Here is a 19,049-nt window from a genome sequence, read left to right on the forward strand (position 1 = left end):
TGAATGAATGGCGACCCTACAAGACCGGGCAGGGTACCTATCGCACCACTCCTCGATGATATGAACGCAAAAAGTGGGATTTTTCTTGCTTTCGGGCAACGACTGCGCATAATCGCAAACCGCAATAATAATGATTATCACTTCGTTTGCATTAGGGGATCCCATGCGCGCTATGCCTTTCAATCCCGGACTGAAACCGACGCTGTTGGCCGTAATGGTCAGCGCCGGTTGTTTGCCAGTGATGGCTGCTACCACCAACACCACAACCTCCACTGACGCGAAAAACGAGCAGCAGACGCTGACCGTGACCGCGACACCGCAAACCGATTTCAAACCAGGCGGAAATGATCTGGTACCGGCTTTCCTTGATGGTCAGGTTGCACACGGCGGCCGTCTCGGCATGCTGGGTGAGCAGAACGCCATGGACGTGCCGTTTAATGTCATCGGTTTTACCTCGAAAATGATTCAGGATCAGCAGGCGCAAACCATCGGTGACGTGGTGCGCAACGATGCTGGCGTGCAGAATCTGAAAGGCTACGGCAACTTTGCCGAGAGCTATCGCATTCGTGGCTTCAAGCTGGACGGCGATGCCATGACCTACGGCGGTTTGGCGGGTATCGTGCCGCGTCAGGTGATGGATGCCTCACTGATTGATCGCGTGGAGATCTTCAAAGGGGCTAACGCCTTGCTGAACGGTTCGGCGGAGAGCGGCGTCGGCGGCATGATTAACCTAGAGCCGAAGCACGCTGATGATACGCCGCTGACGCGCATCGGGGTGGATTACACGTCCGGTTCCCAGGTGGGCGGCACCGCCGATATTGGTCGTCGTTTTGGCGACGATAATCAGTTTGGCGTGCGTCTGAATGCGGTTAACCGCGAAGGCGGCACCGAGGTGGATGGCGAGAAAAAACGCACCACCGCTGCGTCACTCGGCCTGGATTATCGTGGCGATCGTCTGCGTACGTCGCTCGACGTTGGCTACCAGAAAAAGACCTTCCACGATGCGCGTAACGGCGTCAACATCAGCGGCATCGATTTCATTCCTGATGTGCCGTCCAACGCGAAAAACTACAGCCAGAAGTGGGTGTTCAGCGATATCGAGTCGGAGTTTGGTCTGGCGAAAGCCGAATACGATCTGACCGATCAGTGGACCGCCTATGCGGGCCTCGGCGCGCAGCACACACATGAAGTGGGCAACTACGGCATTCCGAAGATCCTCGACAGCGCCGGCAACGCCACCATTGGCCGCTTCCGCACCAATCGCGTGCAGGACAACATGAGCGGCATGGTTGGCCTGCGTGGTGATTTCACCACCGGTCCGGTGACGCATAAAGTGAATTTCGGTTATTCGGCGATGACCACGAATGCGAAAAACAGCTATCGCATGTCGTCGGGCAACGATGCCAACGTAAATATTTATCACCCGCAGGATGTGGCTGAACCGGATAGCGTGTTCGCCGGTGGCGCTAAGTTCAGCGATCCGCTGACCACTTACCGTTCACGTTCGCAAGGCTACCTGCTGAGCGATACGCTGGGCTTCTTTGATGACACCTTGCTGGCAACCGTCGGCGCGCGTCATCAAAAAGTGGTGGTGCGTAACTACGGTTATGACGGCGTTGAAGATACCGCGACACGTTTCGACAGCAGCCGTTGGTTGCCGGCATACGGTTTGCTGTATAAAGCCACGCAAAATATTTCGCTGTATGCCAACCATACTGAATCGCTGACGCCGGGCACCGCCGCGCCGTTTACCGCCACCAACTACGGTAGCGTGACCGGCATCGTACATGCTAAGCAGAACGAAGTGGGTGTCAAAGCGGACTTTGGTCGCGTCGGCGGATCGCTGGCGCTGTTTGAAATCAAACAGCCGGTTGGCGTGCTGAACAATTCGGTCTACCAGCTGAATGGCGAGCAGCGCAACCGTGGCGTGGAGTTGAACGTATTCGGTGAGCCGGTGCTGGGCCTGCGTCTTAACAGCAGCGCCACCTGGATCGATCCGGATATGACCAAAACCGGTGACAGCGATCAGGATGGCAAAAACGCCATCGGCGTACCGCGCTTCACTGCGGCGCTGGGTGCGGAGTATGACATCAAGCCGGTGGACGGTTTGACCGCCACAGCATTGCTGAACTACACCGGTTCACAATATGCCGACCTGGCAAACAACATGAAGCTGGATGATTACACCACGCTGGATTTGGGTCTGCGTTACCGCATGAAGGTTAACCAGAACGATATGGTGTGGCGCGTGGGCGTGGATAACGTCACCAATGAGAAATATTGGGCCAATGTTGATGACAGCGGCACCTATTTGTCGCAGGGTGAACCACGCACGGTGAAGGTTTCACTCAGCTACGATTTCTAATCTGCTCTCGAATGGGGCGCGCCTGCGCCCCATTATTTCTCCGCCAGAAATTTTCCTGTAACTTAGGGCGCATTGCATTACACTCTGTGCGGCAATCCTGCGCGAAAACTCGCCTTTATTTTTGAGTCATCATGAGTTCACCTGCACCACCAGACGACCACGACGAACCTTATCGGCAGCCGCTCGACGACGCGCTCTTCGCCATTGTGGTGCTTGCAGTCACTTCGGTTACGCTTATAATCTTCGTCCTGATGATTACGCTGTGGATGAGTTAAGGTCAGCACCGGGAAAAGGAAGCCTGCAAGGAGATGTCGATGGAAGCCAGCGATGACAAACTGATCGCCATAATTGGCCTGCTCTCCGCCTGTTTAATTGGCGTGGTGTTTCTCTTCACCATGACCTGGCTCACCGACGTGCGTCACCCCGCGGATCCTTCACTCGATGTGCAAACCTGCCCGCAAAAACCCGCCACTACGCAACAGTCTTAGCTTTTTGTCTGCCAGTTCTGCCACTTAATCTGTTGACTGCGCAACTCCAGCGCCAGCGCCTCATGCAGGGTACGATTGCCATTGGGATCGCCGAGGCCAAACAGCGCGCCCGGTGAACGCCGATCGTCGGCCCACGCCGGATACTCCACCACCGGATAGAGCGAAATCCCTTCCAGCGCCACGCCGTGATCCAGCGCCAGACGCGCTTCTTCACTGATCTGCCGCAGCCAGGGCGCTCGCGCATCACCTTCGGCTCCGGTTTCGGCCAGAATCATCGGGCGCTGATAACGTTGCCAGCACTGCATTAACAAACGGTGCAGCGGTTGGCGCGTCGGATGGTCGAACGGAATGGTTTCGCCTGAGAAAAACCAGTGATTGTCGGGATAGTAATTGAGACCCAGAATATCGAGGAAATCCGCGCGGCCACCCAGTTCCGGCGCATCGCGTCCGCCAATCCAATCCCAGGCTTCAAACTGCGCCTGATGCTGCGCGTCGGCATAAGGTTTGCTGTCGGGATTATCGGGATCGGTCGCCACCTGCACCAGCGGATCGGTCAGCACAAAGCGGGCATCGGGATAAACCTCGCGAATGGCGTGCATCGCCGCCAGCGAGGCGCGCACTAATTGGCGCTTCAGCTCACGACCGCGATCGCTGGCGTAGGGATCGAGCCATGAAACATCCGCGCCAGCCCACGACCAGAATGAGATCTGATTGATCGGCGTGAAAAAGGGCTTTTCGATGCCTTCATCGCGCATCAGTTGCGCCATGGCGCGGGCGAAGCGTTCAAAGTGATCGATAAAGCTGGCTTTCCAGATATCTAAGTGATCGGGATAGCCAAAGTGCGCCAGCTCCCAGATAATCTGCATATCGTGACGCGCCGCAGCGTGCACCATCGGCAGAAAGGTGCGCCAGTCATATTCGTTGGGCACGGCTTCAATCAGATGCCAGCGAGCGCCATCGCGCGCGGTGTGCAAACCTTCCTGCGCCAGTGCGGCATAATCTTTCTCCAGCAGCATGTCGTGGCCGCTACTGATCACCATATCGAGCCGACGTCCGCCTGCGCGCCGGGCGGTTGAACAGGGAAAACTGCCCTGAAAGAAACTGCGGAACAGCTGAGGGTGATGGCGCAGGGATTGCTGAGTCATAATCCTCTCCTCACATTGAGCGCCGGATGCAGAATGCAGAACGCCTGGCTAAGTCTAGACTAAATTGACGGTGCGCCATTGGGCAGAAAAGGAAGCCTCCGATTGCTTCTTCGCGCATTGATACCAACAATAATAGGTCCACAGCTTTCAGGGATTCACTATGAGTGAAGCAGCAACCTCTTTGCCGCCTGAGGAACATTCGGGCAACCGGCTGAAACCGAGTGTTGAGGCGCGTTGCGCACGACATCCGGGCATGAGCGGCATTCATCCGCTTAACGATGGATTGGACGCTTTTGCTGCGCGCTATCAGTTGATGAGCATGGCGCAGTACACCATTGATGTGCAGTACTACATTTGGCACAACGACATGTCCGGCCGCTTGCTGTTCAGCGCGCTGCTGGACGCCGCCGAGCGCGGGGTGAAAGTGCGATTGCTGCTGGATGACAATAACACACCGGGTTTGGATGAGACGCTGGCGGAACTCGATCGCCACGCCAATATCGCGGTGCGCCTGTTTAATCCGTTCTCGTTCCGCACGCTGCGCGCGCTCGGTTATCTCACCGATTTTTCCCGCCTCAATCGACGTATGCACAATAAGAGCCTGACAGTGGATGGCGCGGCGACGCTGGTGGGCGGGCGCAATATCGGCGACGAATATTTTGGCACCGGCGATGAACCACTGTTTACCGATCTCGATGTCCTGGCGATTGGTCCGGTGGTCGACGAAGTGACGCAGGATTTCGAACGCTACTGGCGCAGTAAAGCGGTATCGCCGCTGCGCAAAGTGGTTGATGTGAGCGGCGATGCGCATCAGGCAGTGCGCTTGCCACAAGAGTGGCAGCAGAGTGAAGCGGTGGAGCGCTATCTGGCACGGTTGGAGCACTCCTCGTTTATCAGCCAGATGGAGCAGGGCGAGCTGGAGATGACGTGGGCGGAATCGCGGCTGCTGAGTGATGATCCGCGTAAAGGGCTCGGCAAAGCAAAACGCCGCAGTTTACTGCCGCAGCGCATGCTAGAGGTCATCGGCACGCCGCAGCAGCAGTTCGATATTATCTCGGCCTATTTTGTCCCGACGCGATCTGGCGTGGCGCAGCTGCTGGCATTGAAGCGGCGCGGGGTGAAGATTGCCATCCTTACCAATTCGCTGGCGGCCAATGACGTCACGGTGGTGCACGCCGGTTATGCGCGCTGGCGCAAAAAACTGCTGCGCCACGGCATCGCGCTGTATGAACTTAAGCCGCAGGACAATCCGCAAACCGCGCCACACGATCGTGGTATCACCGGTAATTCAGGTTCCAGTTTGCATGCCAAAACCTTCACCGTGGACAATCGCAAAGTATTTATCGGCTCGTTCAATTTCGATCCGCGTTCCGCCATGCTGAACACCGAAATGGGGTTGGTGATTGAGAGTGAAGCCCTGGCGCAGCAAACGCATCAGCGCTTTATTGCCGGGATGCGCGATCGCGCCTGGACGCTACGTCTGGATAAGTGGGGACGCGTCAATTGGGTCGAGTTTGCTAACGAGCAGGGCGAAGTGGTGCACAAACATGAACCGCAATGCACGCTGCTGCAGCGCTTGCTGGTGCGACTGGTGTGGCGCTTGCCGGTTGAGTGGTTGCTTTAGATAAAAAGGGCCAGCTTAGCGGGCCCTTTTTTCATTTGCGTTGCGGCTTACCGGAGAACAGGAAGCGCAGCAGCGGAATGCGCAGATGGATTTCATACAGCGTAAACGCCACGCCAAATACCATCAGTAAGCCGACGAAGAAGCCGAGCGTGTTGTTGCCGATGTGCGGCGTGATGTAGATGCCGTACAAAATGGTCAGCGGATGGTGTACCAGATAGATAAACAGCGAGGCATTCACCAGATACATGATGCGCGGCGAATGGCTGTTCAGCAGCTTATGGCCTAAGCTAAAACAGACGTTTAGCATGCACAATCCCATCAGCGTCGAAATGATCATATCGATTTCATACAGCCAACCTTCACCGCTGCTGTAACGCTGATTCAGGCTATAGGCGATGAATACCGCGATAGCGCCAAAGCACATCACCGGATTAAAGCGCACAAACAACGCTTTCAGCGCCTGATGCTTCCAGCTCAACGCACCCAGCATAAAGAACGGCAGGAACATCAGCGTTTGCATCACGGCAATGCTGAACAGGCCATCGGCAAACACGGCCGGAACGAAATAAAACAGCACGCGGCGGAACGCACACCAAATTAAGGCATAAGTCAGTAGTGCAAGCGTCAATTTACCCCAGCCAATTTGCTGATAATCGATGCTGCGCTGCTGCTTATTCAACCAGCGAAACGCCACCATACCGAACGTCGTCAGAATCACCAGTACCAATAAAAACCACAGATGAGATATCAGCTCCCACGCCAGCGTGTTGTACTTGTCGTACAGCGAGAAACTGTTCCAGTCGCCGATTTTATCGGTGAGATTTTTGGTGATGAAAAACTGCGGCAAGGTAATCAGCGGCACGGCAGTCAACATCGGGATGCCGACACGCTCCAGACGCACTTTCAACCAGCGCTGCGGCTGGTAGCGTAAGTAGAGCATGTAGGAAAAATAGCCTGAAATAACAAAGAATACCTGCATGCGGAAGGCGTGAATAAAGTCGTTCAGCACCGTCAACCACATTGAGGCGTCATGGCTGTTCACGGCCCATTTCTGCGTGGAGTAAATCAGGGAGACGTGAAAAGGCACGCCTAATAACATTAAATACGCGCGAATCGAATCGAGGAAATATTCACGTTCGGGTTTAGCTGAACTCATAATCTTCCAATAGTCAGTTTACTTGCCGGTTTCGCCCTGAAACCGGATTATGCCGAAGGAAAATTCTACCGGCTGTAAACAGGGTATACTATCAGGTGAATCTGTATGTGATTTTGCGGGGTTTAATTATCCTAAAAGCACATTTTCAGCTTACAAATCAGCGGAACAATCTATTACATACGCTGTCGGAAAACCGAATAATCCTTTAAGATAATCGGGTTTGATCTAAGCACACGAAAGGGGGGGATGTGCTGAATAATGTGAATAATAAAGTGGGACTGGTAAAGATGCGCTGGGTAGGCGCGGCAGTTCTGCTGGCTATGTATGCCAACAATAGTTGGGCGTTTAACATTGATGATGTTGCAAAACAAGCCAAGGCGTTGGCAGGGAAAAGTTTCGAAGCGCCAAAAAGCAATTTACCCTCTCAGTTTCGTGAAATGAAGTTTGCTGACTATCAGCAGATCCAGTTTAACCACGACAAAGCTTATTGGGGCAAACTGCGCACGCCGTTTAAGCTTGAGTTCTATCATCAGGGCATGTATTTCGATACGCCGGTGAAAATCAACGAAGTGACGGCGTCTTCAGTACGTGAAATTAAATATAACCCTGACTACTTCAATTTCGGCAACGTAAAACACGATGCTGATGCAGTCAAAAACCTCGGCTTTGCTGGGTTTAAGGTGTTGTATCCTCTAAATAAAAAAGGCAAAGACGACGAGATCACCAGCTTCCTCGGCGCCAGCTATTTCCGTGTGATTGGCGAGGGCCAGGTGTACGGTCTTTCGGCACGTGGACTGGCGATTGATACCGCCTTGCCGTCGGGCGAAGAGTTCCCGCGCTTTAAAGAGTTCTGGATTGAGCGTCCAAAACCGCAGGACAAACAGCTGGTGATCTATGCGCTGCTGGATTCGCTACGCGCGTCCGGTGCCTATCGTTTCATCATCAAACCGGGCAAAGAATCGACGGTTGATGTGCAATCCAAAGTTTATCTGCGTGATAACGTCGGCAAACTGGGCGTTGCGCCACTGACCAGTATGTTCCTGTTTGGTGCAAACCAGCCTTCACCGGTGACCAACTTCCGTTCAGAGCTGCACGATTCGAATGGTCTTTCGATTCATGCCGGTAACGGTGAGTGGATTTGGCGTCCGCTAAATAACCCGAAACATCTGGCGGTTAGCACTTTTACCGTTGAGAACCCGAAAGGTTTTGGTCTGCTGCAGCGCACGCGTGATTTCAGCCGTTTTCAGGATCTCGACGATCGCTACGACCTGCGCCCTAGTGGCTGGGTTGAGCCGCAGGGTGATTGGGGTAAAGGCCGCGTTGAACTGGTAGAGATTCCAACTGCCGATGAAACCAACGACAACATCGTTGCGTTCTGGACGCCGGAAAAACTGCCAGAGCCGGGCAAAGAGATGAACTTCCAGTATCGTCTGCACTTCACCCGTGACGAGAATCAGCTGCACTCAGACGACATCGCCTGGGTAAAAGACACGCTGCGCTCTGCCGGTGATGTGAAGCAGTCGAATCTGGTGCGTCAGCCGGATGGTTCTATCGCCTTCACCGTGGATTTCGTTGGCAAAGCGATGAGCAAGCTGCCGGAAGATACGCAAGTGGCGCCGCAGGTGAGCGTGGGTAACAACGCTGACGTGGTTGAGCAGAGTGTGCGCTACAACCCGGTGACCAAAGGCTGGCGTCTGGTGTTGCGTCTGCGAGTGAAAGATAACAAGCAGCCGACTGAGATGCGTGCGGCGCTGGTGAGCGGCGACAAGACATTGACGGAAACCTGGAGCTATCAGCTACCTGCCAATGAATAAATCGATATTTCTACCTCAATCTTACGTGGAGGCTCTGCCGCTTGATGCGGCAGGGCGCGCCCGTCTCAGCGATTCGCTGCAAAATGCGCAGGCGTTCCACGCTATTCATACGTCGCTGGGGCAAGATAACGCCGCCAGCGAGCGCCCGGATGATGCGCCGCTGAAATCGGTGTCATCCCGTGTGCAAATGGCCTGGCCGGACTCACTGGCGGATGGTCAGCAGCTCAGCAAGGATTATCTTGATCGCACCACACTGAAGGCGATGCCGAAAGTGAAGCGTTCGCTGATGTTCCCGGAGATCTGGCGCACCAACCCGATTGCGCGCGCCTGGGATTCCCTGCGCGGCCAGAAATCCACTCCACGCTATGCCACCGTTGAAGAGCAGAAAAACGAGGACAAGTGGCGCCACGTTGGCTCCATGCGTCGTTACGTACTGCTGATTCTGACGATTCTGCAGACCGTGGTGGCAACCTGGTACATGAAAACCATTCTGCCGTATCAGGGCTGGACGCTGATCGATCCTATCGAGATGTTCAACCAGAACTGGCTGCAGTCGGTTGAGCTGATCCTGCCGTACATCCTGCAGACTGGGATTCTGTTCCTGTTCGCCATCCTGTTCTGCTGGGTTTCTGCCGGTTTCTGGACTGCGCTGATGGGCTTCCTGCAGCTGCTGATCGGTCGCGATAAATACAGTATTTCGTATTCGACAACCGGCGATGAGCCGCTGAATCCGGAACACCGTACTGCGCTGATCATGCCGATCTGTAATGAAGATGTAGAACGCGTGTTTGCTGGCCTGCGTGCGACCTGGGAATCGGTCAAACGAACTGGCAATGCCGAACACTTCGACGTCTACATTCTGAGCGACAGCTACGATGCCGATATTGCCATCGCCGAGCAAAAAGCCTGGATGGAGCTGGTGCGTGATGTCGGTGGCGCCGGCAAGATTTTCTATCGTCGTCGTCGCCGTCGTGTGAAGCGTAAAAGCGGCAACATCGATGACTTCTGCCGTCGCTGGGGCAGCAACTACAGCTACATGGTGGTGCTGGACGCCGACAGCGTAATGAGCGGTGAGTGTCTTACCGGTTTAGTGCGCATGATGGATGCTAACCCGAACGCCGGTATTATCCAGTCTTCGCCGAAAGCGTCAGGCATGGATACGCTGTATGCGCGTTGCCAGCAATTTGCTACCCGTGTGTACGGTCCGCTGTTCACCGCTGGATTGCACTTCTGGCAGTTGGGTGAATCACACTATTGGGGCCATAACGCCATCATTCGTGTGCAACCGTTTATCGAGCACTGTGCGCTGGCACCGCTGCCGGGTGAAGGTTCCTTCGCGGGTTCGATCCTGTCGCATGACTTCGTTGAAGCCGCGCTGATGCGTCGTGCCGGTTGGGGTGTGTGGATCGCCTACGATTTGCCAGGCTCCTATGAAGAACTGCCGCCGAACCTGCTGGATGAGCTGAAGCGTGACCGTCGCTGGTGCCACGGTAACCTGATGAACTTCCGTTTGTTCCTGGTAAAAGGGATGCATCCGGTTCACCGTGCAGTGTTCCTGACGGGCGTAATGTCCTATCTCTCTGCGCCGTTGTGGTTCATGTTCCTCGCGCTTTCTACTGCCTTGCAGGTGGTGCACACGCTGATGGAACCGACCTACTTCCTGCAACCACGCCAGCTGTTCCCGGTGTGGCCGCAGTGGCGTCCCGACTTGGCGATAGCCTTGTTCTCAACTACGCTGGTGCTGCTGTTCCTGCCGAAACTGTTGAGCGTGGTGCTGATTTGGTTCAAGGGAGCGAAACCTTATGGTGGCGCCATCCGCTTGTTCTTCTCGCTGATTCTGGAGATGCTGTTCTCAGTGCTGCTGGCGCCGGTGCGCATGCTGTTCCACACCGTGTTTGTGGTCAGCGCGTTCCTTGGCTGGGAAGTGGTGTGGAACTCGCCGCAGCGTGATGATGATGCGACGCCGTGGAGCGAAGCTTTCCGTCGTCATGGTTCACAGATGCTGTTGGGTCTGGTGTGGGCGGGCGGTATGGGCTTCCTCGATCTGAACTTCCTGTGGTGGCTGTCGCCGATCGTCGTCTCACTGATCCTGTCGCCGTTTGTGTCGGTGATGTCGAGCCGTGCAACGGTAGGGCAGAAGAGTAAGAACGCCAAACTGTTCCTGATCCCGGAAGAGTATGAGCCGCCTAAAGAGCTGGTTGATACCGATCACTATCTGCAGATCAATCGTCAACGCGCGCTGAAAAATGGCTTTATGCATGCACTGTTTAACCCGGCGTTTAACGCGCTGGCGACGGCGATGGCAACATCGCGTCATAAGCAGAGCGATTTACTGGATCATGCGCGTGACCGTCGTGTCGATCAGGCACTGAGCGATGCGCCAGAAAAACTGAATCGCGAGCAGCGTTTGCAGCTGATTAGCGATCCGGTGGTGCTGGCTCGTGTGCACTCACGCCTGTGGGAAAGCGCGGACAAATATCATCAGTGGGTGGAAAGCTATCAGAAGCTGAAGCTCAATCCAGAGGCGCTGCCACAGCGCTGAGGATGAGAAAGTAGAAAGCGGCAGAAATGCCGCTTTTTTTTCGCCAGAAATATGACGCAATCTTTACGTGTTAAGGAGTGGTCATCGTCCCTGCGAGATGGTTAAACTAACGCCAGTTCATTGTGAGTAAATGTTGTGAATTATTTCCTGAAAATAACCGCGCTCAGCGCCGCCATTCTTCTGCTTACCGGTTGTGGCAGTATCATCAGCCGCACCTTTCCCGGACAAGGTCACGGCAACCAATATTATCCCGGCGTGCAGTGGGACGTTCGTGACGGACCGTGGCGCGTGCTAACCATTATCGATTTGCCGCTGTCGCTGGTGATGGACACGCTGTTACTGCCCGTCGATGCCAGTCACGGTCCGTACGAATAAACGTTATTACAGGTTGTCAGAAGGGCTGTTGTCGTCTTCCCACTCTTGTGCCGCCGCTTCGCCCTCTTCAAGGTCACGCGGTGGTTCCAGCTGGAACTCGCCGTCATCCCATTCGTGCAGCGTATTTTCCGCCTGCCACTCCTGACGCAGTTCGACTTCATCAAAATCGCCATCAAAGATGGCTTGTGCGGCGTCTCCGCTGGAGATCGGCAGGCATTCACCCAGACCGTCCTCTTCCGCGAAAAATTCGGCCTGCCACATAATGTCGCCATCCTGCATCACATACTTCTGCAGGGCGAACTGGCTTACACTGGCATCTTCTTCAGCAATCTCTGGTTGGCTGGCGAGGAACTCTTCACGAGCGGCTTCAATGGCTTCTTCAAGGGTGGTAAACAGGCTCATCATCAACTCCATGTCTGTAAAAAAGGGATTTCACAGAAGGATAGACGAAAAATCGTGAAGTGCAGGGCGGAGAGGAAATATCAGTTGGGCGGTTGCGTGAAATTCAACCGCCCAACCGGTCAGGCTATTTTCTGCGGGAAATGCAATACCGGGCGTACTGATTCGTGAATAATTGGAGCAGAGTAACGAATACAACATTTAATACAGGGCTTAACCTTTTTAAAATTAATACGCGCGGTTGATAATGCCTGATTTAAATTATATAGAGTGCCAATAAATACCATGTCCTCCTTTACGGGTAAGCGTTTGCACTCTTTCCGATGCAGAAGATGATAACCTTCCTGATCGGTACTGATCGTCACGTAGTAGTAGATGCCTTTATTCATATTATATTGTCCTGAGATATATTTGCTGTGTGTAATCTTTTTATATTTTTTAAAAGTGAACGGATGAAGCTAAGTACTGCAATCGAAATTAACTGGATTCGATTTTACGAACCAATTCCATAAAGTTATAAGCGAAGCGATTATTTTAATAAAAAGGAATATGGGGTTTTTTAATCAGACAATACCTTGTTTAGTAAGTTAATTTTACTTCATTGATAAGTGATGCCGAAGGATTTAGCAATATTAAATAGGAATAGCCCTGGAAGTCGTAGAAATCAGGTCCGAAACGCTAAACTTTGGTGAATAAATATTAATGACTGACAATTCCGGGAATCATGCATCAACGCAGAATTTTGCTGCTATGGCGCAAGGAAAGGTTAATTTTACGTCAACATTGCGTGCTGAAGAAAAGTGATGTCTGATTAAATGCGGCGCTAAGCCAACTATCAGCCTAAGTTCAGGCTGGCACGGCTCACTAATAAATTACCGCATGTGATCGCACCAAAAGGCAAATTAGTGCATATAAACAGCGGAGCACACAGGGTGCCCCGACTAATATTAATAAACCGATGGTTCGCCTTGCGGACGCGTTTTAAAGCGGCGATGCAGCCACATGTATTGCTCTGGAGCCAGCAGCACCGTCTCTTCCACCACTTTATTCATCACCACAGCGGTATCAAGTTCAGATTCCAGCGTAAATTTGTCGCGGATATCTGGCATCATTTTCAGCTCATAGCCGCGCGCGTTCGGCAGACGTCGCGCCAGGAACGGCACCACGCTTGGGTTTGCCAGACGAATCAGCATATGGGTGCCGGTGGTGGTCGCCGCATCCTGAACCGCGAAGAATGGCGCAAACACGCTGCTGCGCGGGCCATAATCATGATCCGGTGCATACCAGATAATGTCGTTGTTCTTCATGGCGCGAATCATGCCTTTCAGATCTTTGCGGTCCAGCATGCTTTTATTGGAGCGCATCCGGCCCCAGGTTTGCAGCCAGTCGATCAACTTGTTGTCGTTGGGACGATACACGCCAATGCCTGGGTTGTGCATACCAAATACCCGCGCTCCCAACTCCAGAGTCAGAAAGTGCATACCAATTAATAATATGCCGCGCTTCTCTGCCAGCGCGTTAGTCACGTGCTCCAGCCCGCTGGTGGTGACCCATTTACGAATACGCCAGTCCGGCCAGAACCACGCCATCCCGGTTTCAATCAGCCCCATGCCAACCGATTCGAAGTTGTGCTTTACCATCGCGTCACGTTCATTGGTCGGCATAGTGGGGAAGCACACTTCAAGATTACGCTGCGCCACTTCAACGCGCCGCTTCATAAAGCGCATGGCAACGCGACCCAATCCGCAGCCAATTGCATGCAGTACCGGATAGGGCAACAGCACCAGCAGATAAAGAAAGCCAATGCCGAGCCAGGTCAGCCAATAGCGTGGATAGAAGAGTTCACGGGTGAGTTGGGGAAGTTGAGTCATGGAAATGTCAGTATCCTGCGTCTTATGCCAGAGAGTCCGGTTTCTGTAATTTTTTGTCATTATGCCATTTTTTCATTCTGGCTGAAATCAAGCATAGACCGAGGACGGCTTTCCTACAGCAGGGATGCGCACGAAAACGCAATTGTGGCGCACAAATGCGTGTGTAATTTCAGCCGGCAGGCTTATCAAACCAAAATTTTTGTATCAGGCAGAATTCGGGTATCATACGCGCGCTAAATTTCTCTGATTGCTAACAGGACGAACACCATGCCAGTGTTACATAACCTTGTTTCCAATAAAGAGCTGAAGGAACGTATGTTGGCGGAAACCGAACCACGTACCACAGTCTCTTTTTATAAATACTTCCAGATTGCCGATCCTAAAGCCTTCCGTGATGCCCTCTACGTTGAGTTAACCAAACTCAAGGTGTTTGGTCGCGTCTATGTTGCGCACGAAGGCATCAACGCACAAATCAGTGTGCCCGCCAGCCGCTACGAAAAGATGAAGGCCGCTTTGTATGCCTTTGATGCGGCGCTAAATAACTTGCGCATGAACATTGCGCTGGATGATGACGGTAAATCTTTTTGGGTGCTGCGCCTGAAAGTGCGTGAACGCATTGTAGCGGATGGGATTGAAGACAACAGCTTTGATGCCAGCGATGTGGGTGCTTACCTGAAAGCCGCGGACGTTAATGCGATGCTCGACGATCCGGATGCGCTGTTTGTGGATATGCGTAACCACTACGAATATGAAGTGGGGCGCTTCGATAACGCCATGGAAGTGCCGGCCGATACCTTCCGCGATCAACTGCCGATGGCCGTTGATATGCTGCAGGATCAGAAAGACAAAAAAATTGTCATGTACTGTACCGGCGGCATTCGTTGTGAAAAGGCCAGCGCCTGGATGAAACACAACGGCTTCAAAGATGTTTATCACATCGAAGGCGGGATTATTGAATACACCCGCCGGGCGCGTGAACAGGGCTTACCGGTGCGTTTCAAGGGCAAAAATTTTGTCTTTGACGAACGCATGGGCGAGCGTATTTCCGACGATATTCTTTCCAGCTGTCATCAGTGCGGCACGCCTTGCGATAGCCACACCAACTGCATCAATGATGGCTGTCATTTGCTGTTTATTCAGTGCCCAAGCTGCGCTGAAAAGTACAACAACTGCTGCAGCCCAATCTGCATGGAAGAGTCAACGTTGTCGCCAGAGGAGCAGCGCGCACGCCGTGCGGGCCGTGAAAATGGCAACAAAGTGTTCAACAAATCACGTGGTTTGCTGAACATGACGATGGCGATTCCGGCGCCAGATAAAAAATAAGCGTAAAACAGCCTGAGGTCTGCGGACTTCAAGCTGTACTTCGTTTACTTACGCACGCCTTCCACCGAAATAATCAGTTCAGCTTTCTGCGATGCCGGGCCAAGATCTTTGCTGATGTTGAACTCTTTCAGCACGATCTCACCGCTGGCTTCAAATCCTGCACGGTAGCCGCCCCATGGATCTTTGCCTTCACCGATCAATTTTGCATCCAGCGTGACGGGCTTGGTCACGCCATTCAGCGTCAGGTCACCGGTGATCTTGTAATCTTTACCCTCTTTCTTCACGGCGGTAGAAGCAAAGGTTGCCTGCGGGAACTTACCGGTGTTGAGGAAATCCGCGCTGCGCAGGTGTTTATCACGCTCAGCATGGTTGGTATCGAGGCTGTTGGTGTTGATGGTCACGTTGACTTTATCTGCCGCAGGATTGGCTTCATCAAAAGTGAAGCTGCCATCAAAGTCTTTAAAGGTGCCGTACAACCAGCTGTAGCCCAGGTGCTGAATGCGGAACTGCACAAACGCGTGCTGGCCTTCCTTATCAAATTTGTAATCAGCCGCGCTGGCCGTCAGGCTGGCGCTCAATAATCCGGCCGCTGCTACTGCCAATAATGTCTTCTTTAGCATGTTACTTTTCCTTTTCAGAGATTAACGGGATGCGGTAACCCAACATCCTTTTCAGTGTCACATCACGGTCGATAAAATGGTGTTTCAGGGCTGCCAGCGCGTGCAGTGCTGAGATCAGCACCAAACCCCACGCCAGCCAAAGATGAATGTCACCCGCCAGATCCGCTTGTTGCGCGGCGCCGCTGAACAGGGCAGGAACCGCGAACCAGCCAAATACGGAGATCGGTTTGCCATCGGCGGTGGAGATGAGATAACCGGTGAACAGCAGCACCAACAGTAAGCCGTATAACAGCCAGTGCGCGGCGGTAGCGCTGCGTCGTACGGCGGGCGAATAACTCGCCAACGGTTTGGGCGGCGGTGAAATAAAACGCCAGCCGAGGCGCAGCAGCAGCGCAGCGAACAGCAGAATGCCGATGCCTTTATGAATTTCGGGCGCATCGTGATACCAGCCATCGTAATAGCCCAATCCGACCATCCACAAACCCAGCGCGAACATGCCGTAAATAACCAGCGCCATAAGCCAATGCAATAAAATCGAGACAGCGCCGAAATGCTGTGTGGAATTACGCCACATTAAAATCACCTGGAATGAAATAAGTGGTAATGAGCATCTACATTTTGCAATGAAAGATCAATTAACCTTACTTTTCTATAAAGTTGAGAATCATCTTCGGAATAAATGAGGATTTAATTAAAACTCAGTCAGAATAATTGAAGGGATAGCTTAAAAGGCGGGGCTTATTGCGAAGTATTGCATATTCACTACACCAAATGCGGCATAGCGCTGCGCTGAATGTTGATATAGGTAATTAAATGTCAGTTTGTGTCAATTTCGCCGGCACAGGATTAGTACCGGCAAGTATGGTTTAGTTAAATCGCGCGAGCGAGAAAGGCGCAATATCGAAAGAGAACGGTTTGTTCTGCGCAAATTCACTGGCAAGTTCACCCAGCACGCTGGCGAATTTGAAACCGTGTCCGCTTAAGCCGGTGATGATCAGACGATTAGGTTCGCCCGGCAGCGTATCGATAATGAAATCTTCGTCCGGCGTATTGTCGTAGCTGCAGGCTTCGCCATGCAAACAGACGCCCACGCCCGGCAGGAATTTACGCAGGAAGCTAAAAGATTCGTTGCCGTCTACCGCGATGCTGCCAAAAGGTTTGCGATCGGCCGGCGTTTGCATCAGCTGTCCGCCATCGTGACGTCCCACTTTCAGCGCGTTGTTATCCGCCGGGAAGCCGTAAAAGTGGCTGCCATCGCTCATCTCCACGGTAAAGCCGGGGAATTTATTGTTCTCGCTGTAGCGACCATCTGCCTGATACCAGGCGAAAACTTTGCGCACGGGCGCAACCGGCAGATCGGCGACCAACTGGCTCACCCAGGTACCGGCGCTGACCAACAGTTTACGCGCGCGGAAAATGCCATCGCTGGTGGTGACTTGCTGCAGATCGCCGTCACGACCTATCTCTGTCACCGGACAGTTAAACAGCTGCGCGCAACCGGCCTGTTCCGCCAGCTGCACCCAGCTGCGCACCGCTTGCTCACATTTGAGGAAGCCGGAGTTGGGTTCGTACACGCCGATGTAGCCATCCGGCACTGTGAACTGCGGCCAGCGCGCGCGCACTTCATCGGCTTGCAGGATTTTCACATCCAGCTGCCACGCTTTCGCGCTATCGATAACATTTTGAATAAAGGAGGAGGTGATGGGCGCTAAGTTGAGGATGCCGCTGCGATGCATGATGCGCTCGCCGCTCTGGCGTTCCAGCTCATCCCAGAGTGTCTGTGCGCGTAGCACCAGCGGCACGTAGCGTTCACCTTCACCATACGCATGGCGAATCAGGCGGGTTTCCCCATGATGTGTGCCCTGGCTGTGCGGCGGATGGGCGCTATCAATCATCAGCACCGATAAGCCAGCCTGCGTGGCGTAAAAACCGGCTGCTGCGCCGACCGAACCGCTTCCCACCACAATCAGATCATAAACCATAACGACATCACTCCAGCAAAACGGTTAAATTTTTCAACAGCATATCAAAAGAGAGCGCCCATGAAAAAGGCACCCTGTTGGGTGCCCTTTCACGCGATAGTAGAAATTAATGCTTTTGATTGTCGCGTAGGTACTGCTCGGTAGACTCTATTTTTGCAATGCCAGCTTCGAGTAGAGAGATGAACTGTCTGGCTACGTCGGTAGTCAGCCAGTAGGTCGGACCCACGTCAGCTTCTTCTTCTTTCTGCCCCTGCGAGGAGAGCGAGTGCAGGCGAATCATCATGGCGTCATAACTGTCTACGGTGCTGATGTCCCATCCTACCAACGGATGAGTCTGGATGACGTCTTTATTTCTGTCCATTATAACCTCCGTATTACTCGTTAAACGAAGTGCTTCTTGAGGTTCAATGCGGCTGTATCGTGCACTAGCGAAACAATTATAACATGAAATAGCGGGTACAATAGTTAAAAGGTATGACGAACCTAAACAGAGTAAAAATAAACGCGGTTAACATTGCCGTTTAATCGAATAATAAAATGCCCGCAGCGTCAGGCATTTTAATGGAATTATTACTGGCAACACTGACGAAGTTATCGGCTTTTATAAGGGAAAACTTTAGGCCGAAAAAGGGGGCACGTTTATGAGTGTGGCTCGACCGGCAGCAGGCCGTGACGTTTCTGAATCTCTTCCGCCAGCCGGGTAAAATGCTGCTGTAACTGCTCGTCATGGTTCTGGTTTTGCGCTTCCAGCGTCAGGTTGTGGACCAGCAACTGATTGGCGCGATCGTCGAGACAGAAGGTCAAGGTGGCAAACGCATTTTCTAATACGGTTAAGCGGCGCTGTTGCTCAGCAATAAATGCCAGCAATTCTCCGAAGGTCATCGCCTCTTCTGGTTTTTCAGTAGTCATGTAAAACACCTCCTGTAAGCATGACGAGGCAAGAATAGGGGATCGTTTAACATGAGTCTAGATGCAGGAAGTTTTTCTGGCGAGAGGGAAATAAAAACAAAAAAAGCCGGATAGCGATACCCGGCAAAAACGGCACAGTGGCAGTTAATCGTTATTAAACCAGTCGTCAGCGCTTTCCCAGGTTTCTTGTAACAGTTCGCTGATGCGTTCGCGTGACTCTTTACAGCCACCAAACACGCTGAGTTGGTTGCCGCCGGCATAACGCACTTTGACGTGATGATCGTCGTCGGGGAAATCCTGAGTAATGCGACGAACCAGTTCGACGCTGAGTGCATCCAGTGCACCCGCAGGAAGGGGCGAAGTTTTTGCTACGGTAATTTCAACACGCATAGAAGCCTCCGGGATAATATACTGTTTATTTGTACAGTATAAATTT

At 52.9% G+C, this 19,049-nt stretch carries 18 protein-coding genes; 7 read left to right on the forward strand and 11 right to left on the reverse strand.

The features are described from left to right. Nucleotides 1-163 precede the first annotated feature (163 nt). Both AAF463_RS07265 and AAF463_RS07270 read left to right on the forward strand, forming a co-directional pair. Complete coding sequence (locus AAF463_RS07265) at nt 164-2,365, forward strand: TonB-dependent siderophore receptor (protein WP_350261788.1); 2,202 nt, start codon at nt 164-166, stop codon at nt 2,363-2,365. Nucleotides 2,366-2,679: 314 nt separating this feature from the next. After that, on the forward strand, nt 2,680-2,853 hold the full coding sequence (locus AAF463_RS07270; protein WP_350261789.1) for a hypothetical protein: 174 nt from the start codon (nt 2,680-2,682) through the stop codon (nt 2,851-2,853). Here the strand turns inward: AAF463_RS07270 and AAF463_RS07275 are convergent. Continuing rightward, complete coding sequence (locus AAF463_RS07275; RefSeq protein ID WP_309835211.1) at nt 2,850-3,998, reverse strand: beta-glucosidase; 1,149 nt, start codon at nt 3,996-3,998, stop codon at nt 2,850-2,852. The two genes, AAF463_RS07270 and AAF463_RS07275, sit on opposite strands and share 4 nt — an antisense overlap. A 160-nt stretch (nt 3,999-4,158) precedes the next feature. Here AAF463_RS07275 and AAF463_RS07280 point away from each other — a divergent pair, with 160 nt between their 5' ends. Next, nucleotides 4,159-5,622: a phospholipase D family protein gene (locus AAF463_RS07280; protein ID WP_350261790.1), complete on the forward strand. Its 1,464-nt coding sequence runs from the start codon at nt 4,159-4,161 to the stop codon at nt 5,620-5,622. A gap of 31 nt (nt 5,623-5,653) precedes the next feature. Here the strand turns inward: AAF463_RS07280 and mdoC are convergent, their stop codons facing one another. Then, nucleotides 5,654-6,778: a glucans biosynthesis protein MdoC gene (gene mdoC, locus AAF463_RS07285; RefSeq protein ID WP_350261791.1), complete on the reverse strand. Its 1,125-nt coding sequence runs from the start codon at nt 6,776-6,778 to the stop codon at nt 5,654-5,656. A 278-nt stretch (nt 6,779-7,056) separates the two neighbouring features. Between mdoC and AAF463_RS07290 the strand changes: the two genes are divergently transcribed. The 3 genes from AAF463_RS07290 (at nt 7,057) to AAF463_RS07300 (ending at nt 11,509) form a co-directional block, all read left to right on the forward strand. After that, complete coding sequence (locus tag AAF463_RS07290; RefSeq protein ID WP_350261980.1) at nt 7,057-8,592, forward strand: glucan biosynthesis protein G; 1,536 nt, start codon at nt 7,057-7,059, stop codon at nt 8,590-8,592. Next, nucleotides 8,585-11,134 carry a glucans biosynthesis glucosyltransferase MdoH gene (gene mdoH, locus AAF463_RS07295; RefSeq protein ID WP_101760869.1) on the forward strand — a complete coding sequence of 850 codons (2,550 nt, stop codon included), beginning with the start codon at nt 8,585-8,587 and terminating at the stop codon, nt 11,132-11,134. Before AAF463_RS07290 ends, mdoH begins: the two co-directional genes overlap by 8 nt. Nucleotides 11,135-11,269: 135 nt before the next feature. Further along, complete coding sequence (locus AAF463_RS07300; protein WP_110865906.1) at nt 11,270-11,509, forward strand: YceK/YidQ family lipoprotein; 240 nt, start codon at nt 11,270-11,272, stop codon at nt 11,507-11,509. A 6-nt stretch (nt 11,510-11,515) separates the two neighbouring features. Here AAF463_RS07300 and AAF463_RS07305 read toward each other — a convergent pair whose 3' ends face one another. The 3 genes from AAF463_RS07305 to AAF463_RS07315 all read right to left on the reverse strand — a co-directional run bounded on the left by AAF463_RS07305 (nt 11,516) and on the right by AAF463_RS07315 (nt 13,779). Then, the gene (locus AAF463_RS07305) at nt 11,516-11,911 is read right to left on the reverse strand and encodes a MysB family protein (protein WP_350261981.1); all 396 of its coding nucleotides are present in this window, start codon (nt 11,909-11,911) and stop codon (nt 11,516-11,518) included. A gap of 119 nt (nt 11,912-12,030) precedes the next feature. Continuing rightward, on the reverse strand, nt 12,031-12,297 hold the full coding sequence (locus AAF463_RS07310; RefSeq protein WP_008103132.1) for a hypothetical protein: 267 nt from the start codon (nt 12,295-12,297) through the stop codon (nt 12,031-12,033). A 558-nt stretch (nt 12,298-12,855) separates the two neighbouring features. Then, nucleotides 12,856-13,779, reverse strand: coding sequence for a Kdo(2)-lipid IV(A) acyltransferase (locus AAF463_RS07315; RefSeq protein WP_101760866.1), 924 nt, complete (start codon nt 13,777-13,779; stop codon nt 12,856-12,858). A gap of 267 nt (nt 13,780-14,046) precedes the next feature. Between AAF463_RS07315 and AAF463_RS07320 the strand changes: the two genes are divergently transcribed. Then, a complete protein-coding gene (locus tag AAF463_RS07320) occupies nt 14,047-15,102 on the forward strand; it encodes a rhodanese-related sulfurtransferase (protein WP_101760865.1) in 1,056 nt (351 codons plus the stop codon). A 44-nt stretch (nt 15,103-15,146) separates the two neighbouring features. Here the strand turns inward: AAF463_RS07320 and AAF463_RS07325 are convergent, their stop codons facing one another. The 6 genes from AAF463_RS07325 to dinI form a co-directional block, all read right to left on the reverse strand. After that, on the reverse strand, nt 15,147-15,722 hold the full coding sequence (locus AAF463_RS07325) for a YceI family protein (RefSeq protein ID WP_101760864.1): 576 nt from the start codon (nt 15,720-15,722) through the stop codon (nt 15,147-15,149). A gap of 1 nt (nt 15,723) precedes the next feature. Beyond that, nucleotides 15,724-16,296 (reverse strand): cytochrome b, encoded by a 573-nt coding sequence (locus AAF463_RS07330; RefSeq protein ID WP_110865908.1) that lies wholly within the window; start codon nt 16,294-16,296, stop codon nt 15,724-15,726. A gap of 292 nt (nt 16,297-16,588) precedes the next feature. After that, nucleotides 16,589-17,704 (reverse strand): N-methyl-L-tryptophan oxidase, encoded by a 1,116-nt coding sequence (gene solA, locus AAF463_RS07335; RefSeq protein WP_192234320.1) that lies wholly within the window; start codon nt 17,702-17,704, stop codon nt 16,589-16,591. A gap of 106 nt (nt 17,705-17,810) precedes the next feature. Continuing rightward, entirely contained in the window at nt 17,811-18,065 is a 255-nt protein-coding gene (gene bssS / locus AAF463_RS07340; RefSeq protein WP_008103119.1) for a biofilm formation regulator BssS, read from the reverse strand. 278 nt (nt 18,066-18,343) lie between these two features. Further along, nucleotides 18,344-18,613 (reverse strand): hypothetical protein, encoded by a 270-nt coding sequence (locus AAF463_RS07345; protein ID WP_101760862.1) that lies wholly within the window; start codon nt 18,611-18,613, stop codon nt 18,344-18,346. A gap of 144 nt (nt 18,614-18,757) precedes the next feature. Further along, nucleotides 18,758-19,003, reverse strand: coding sequence for a DNA damage-inducible protein I (dinI, locus tag AAF463_RS07350; RefSeq protein WP_101760861.1), 246 nt, complete (start codon nt 19,001-19,003; stop codon nt 18,758-18,760). Nucleotides 19,004-19,049 lie beyond the last annotated feature (46 nt).

Source organism: Pantoea sp. BJ2 (assembly GCF_040255075.1).
Lineage (GTDB): Bacteria > Pseudomonadota > Gammaproteobacteria > Enterobacterales > Enterobacteriaceae > Pantoea > Pantoea leporis.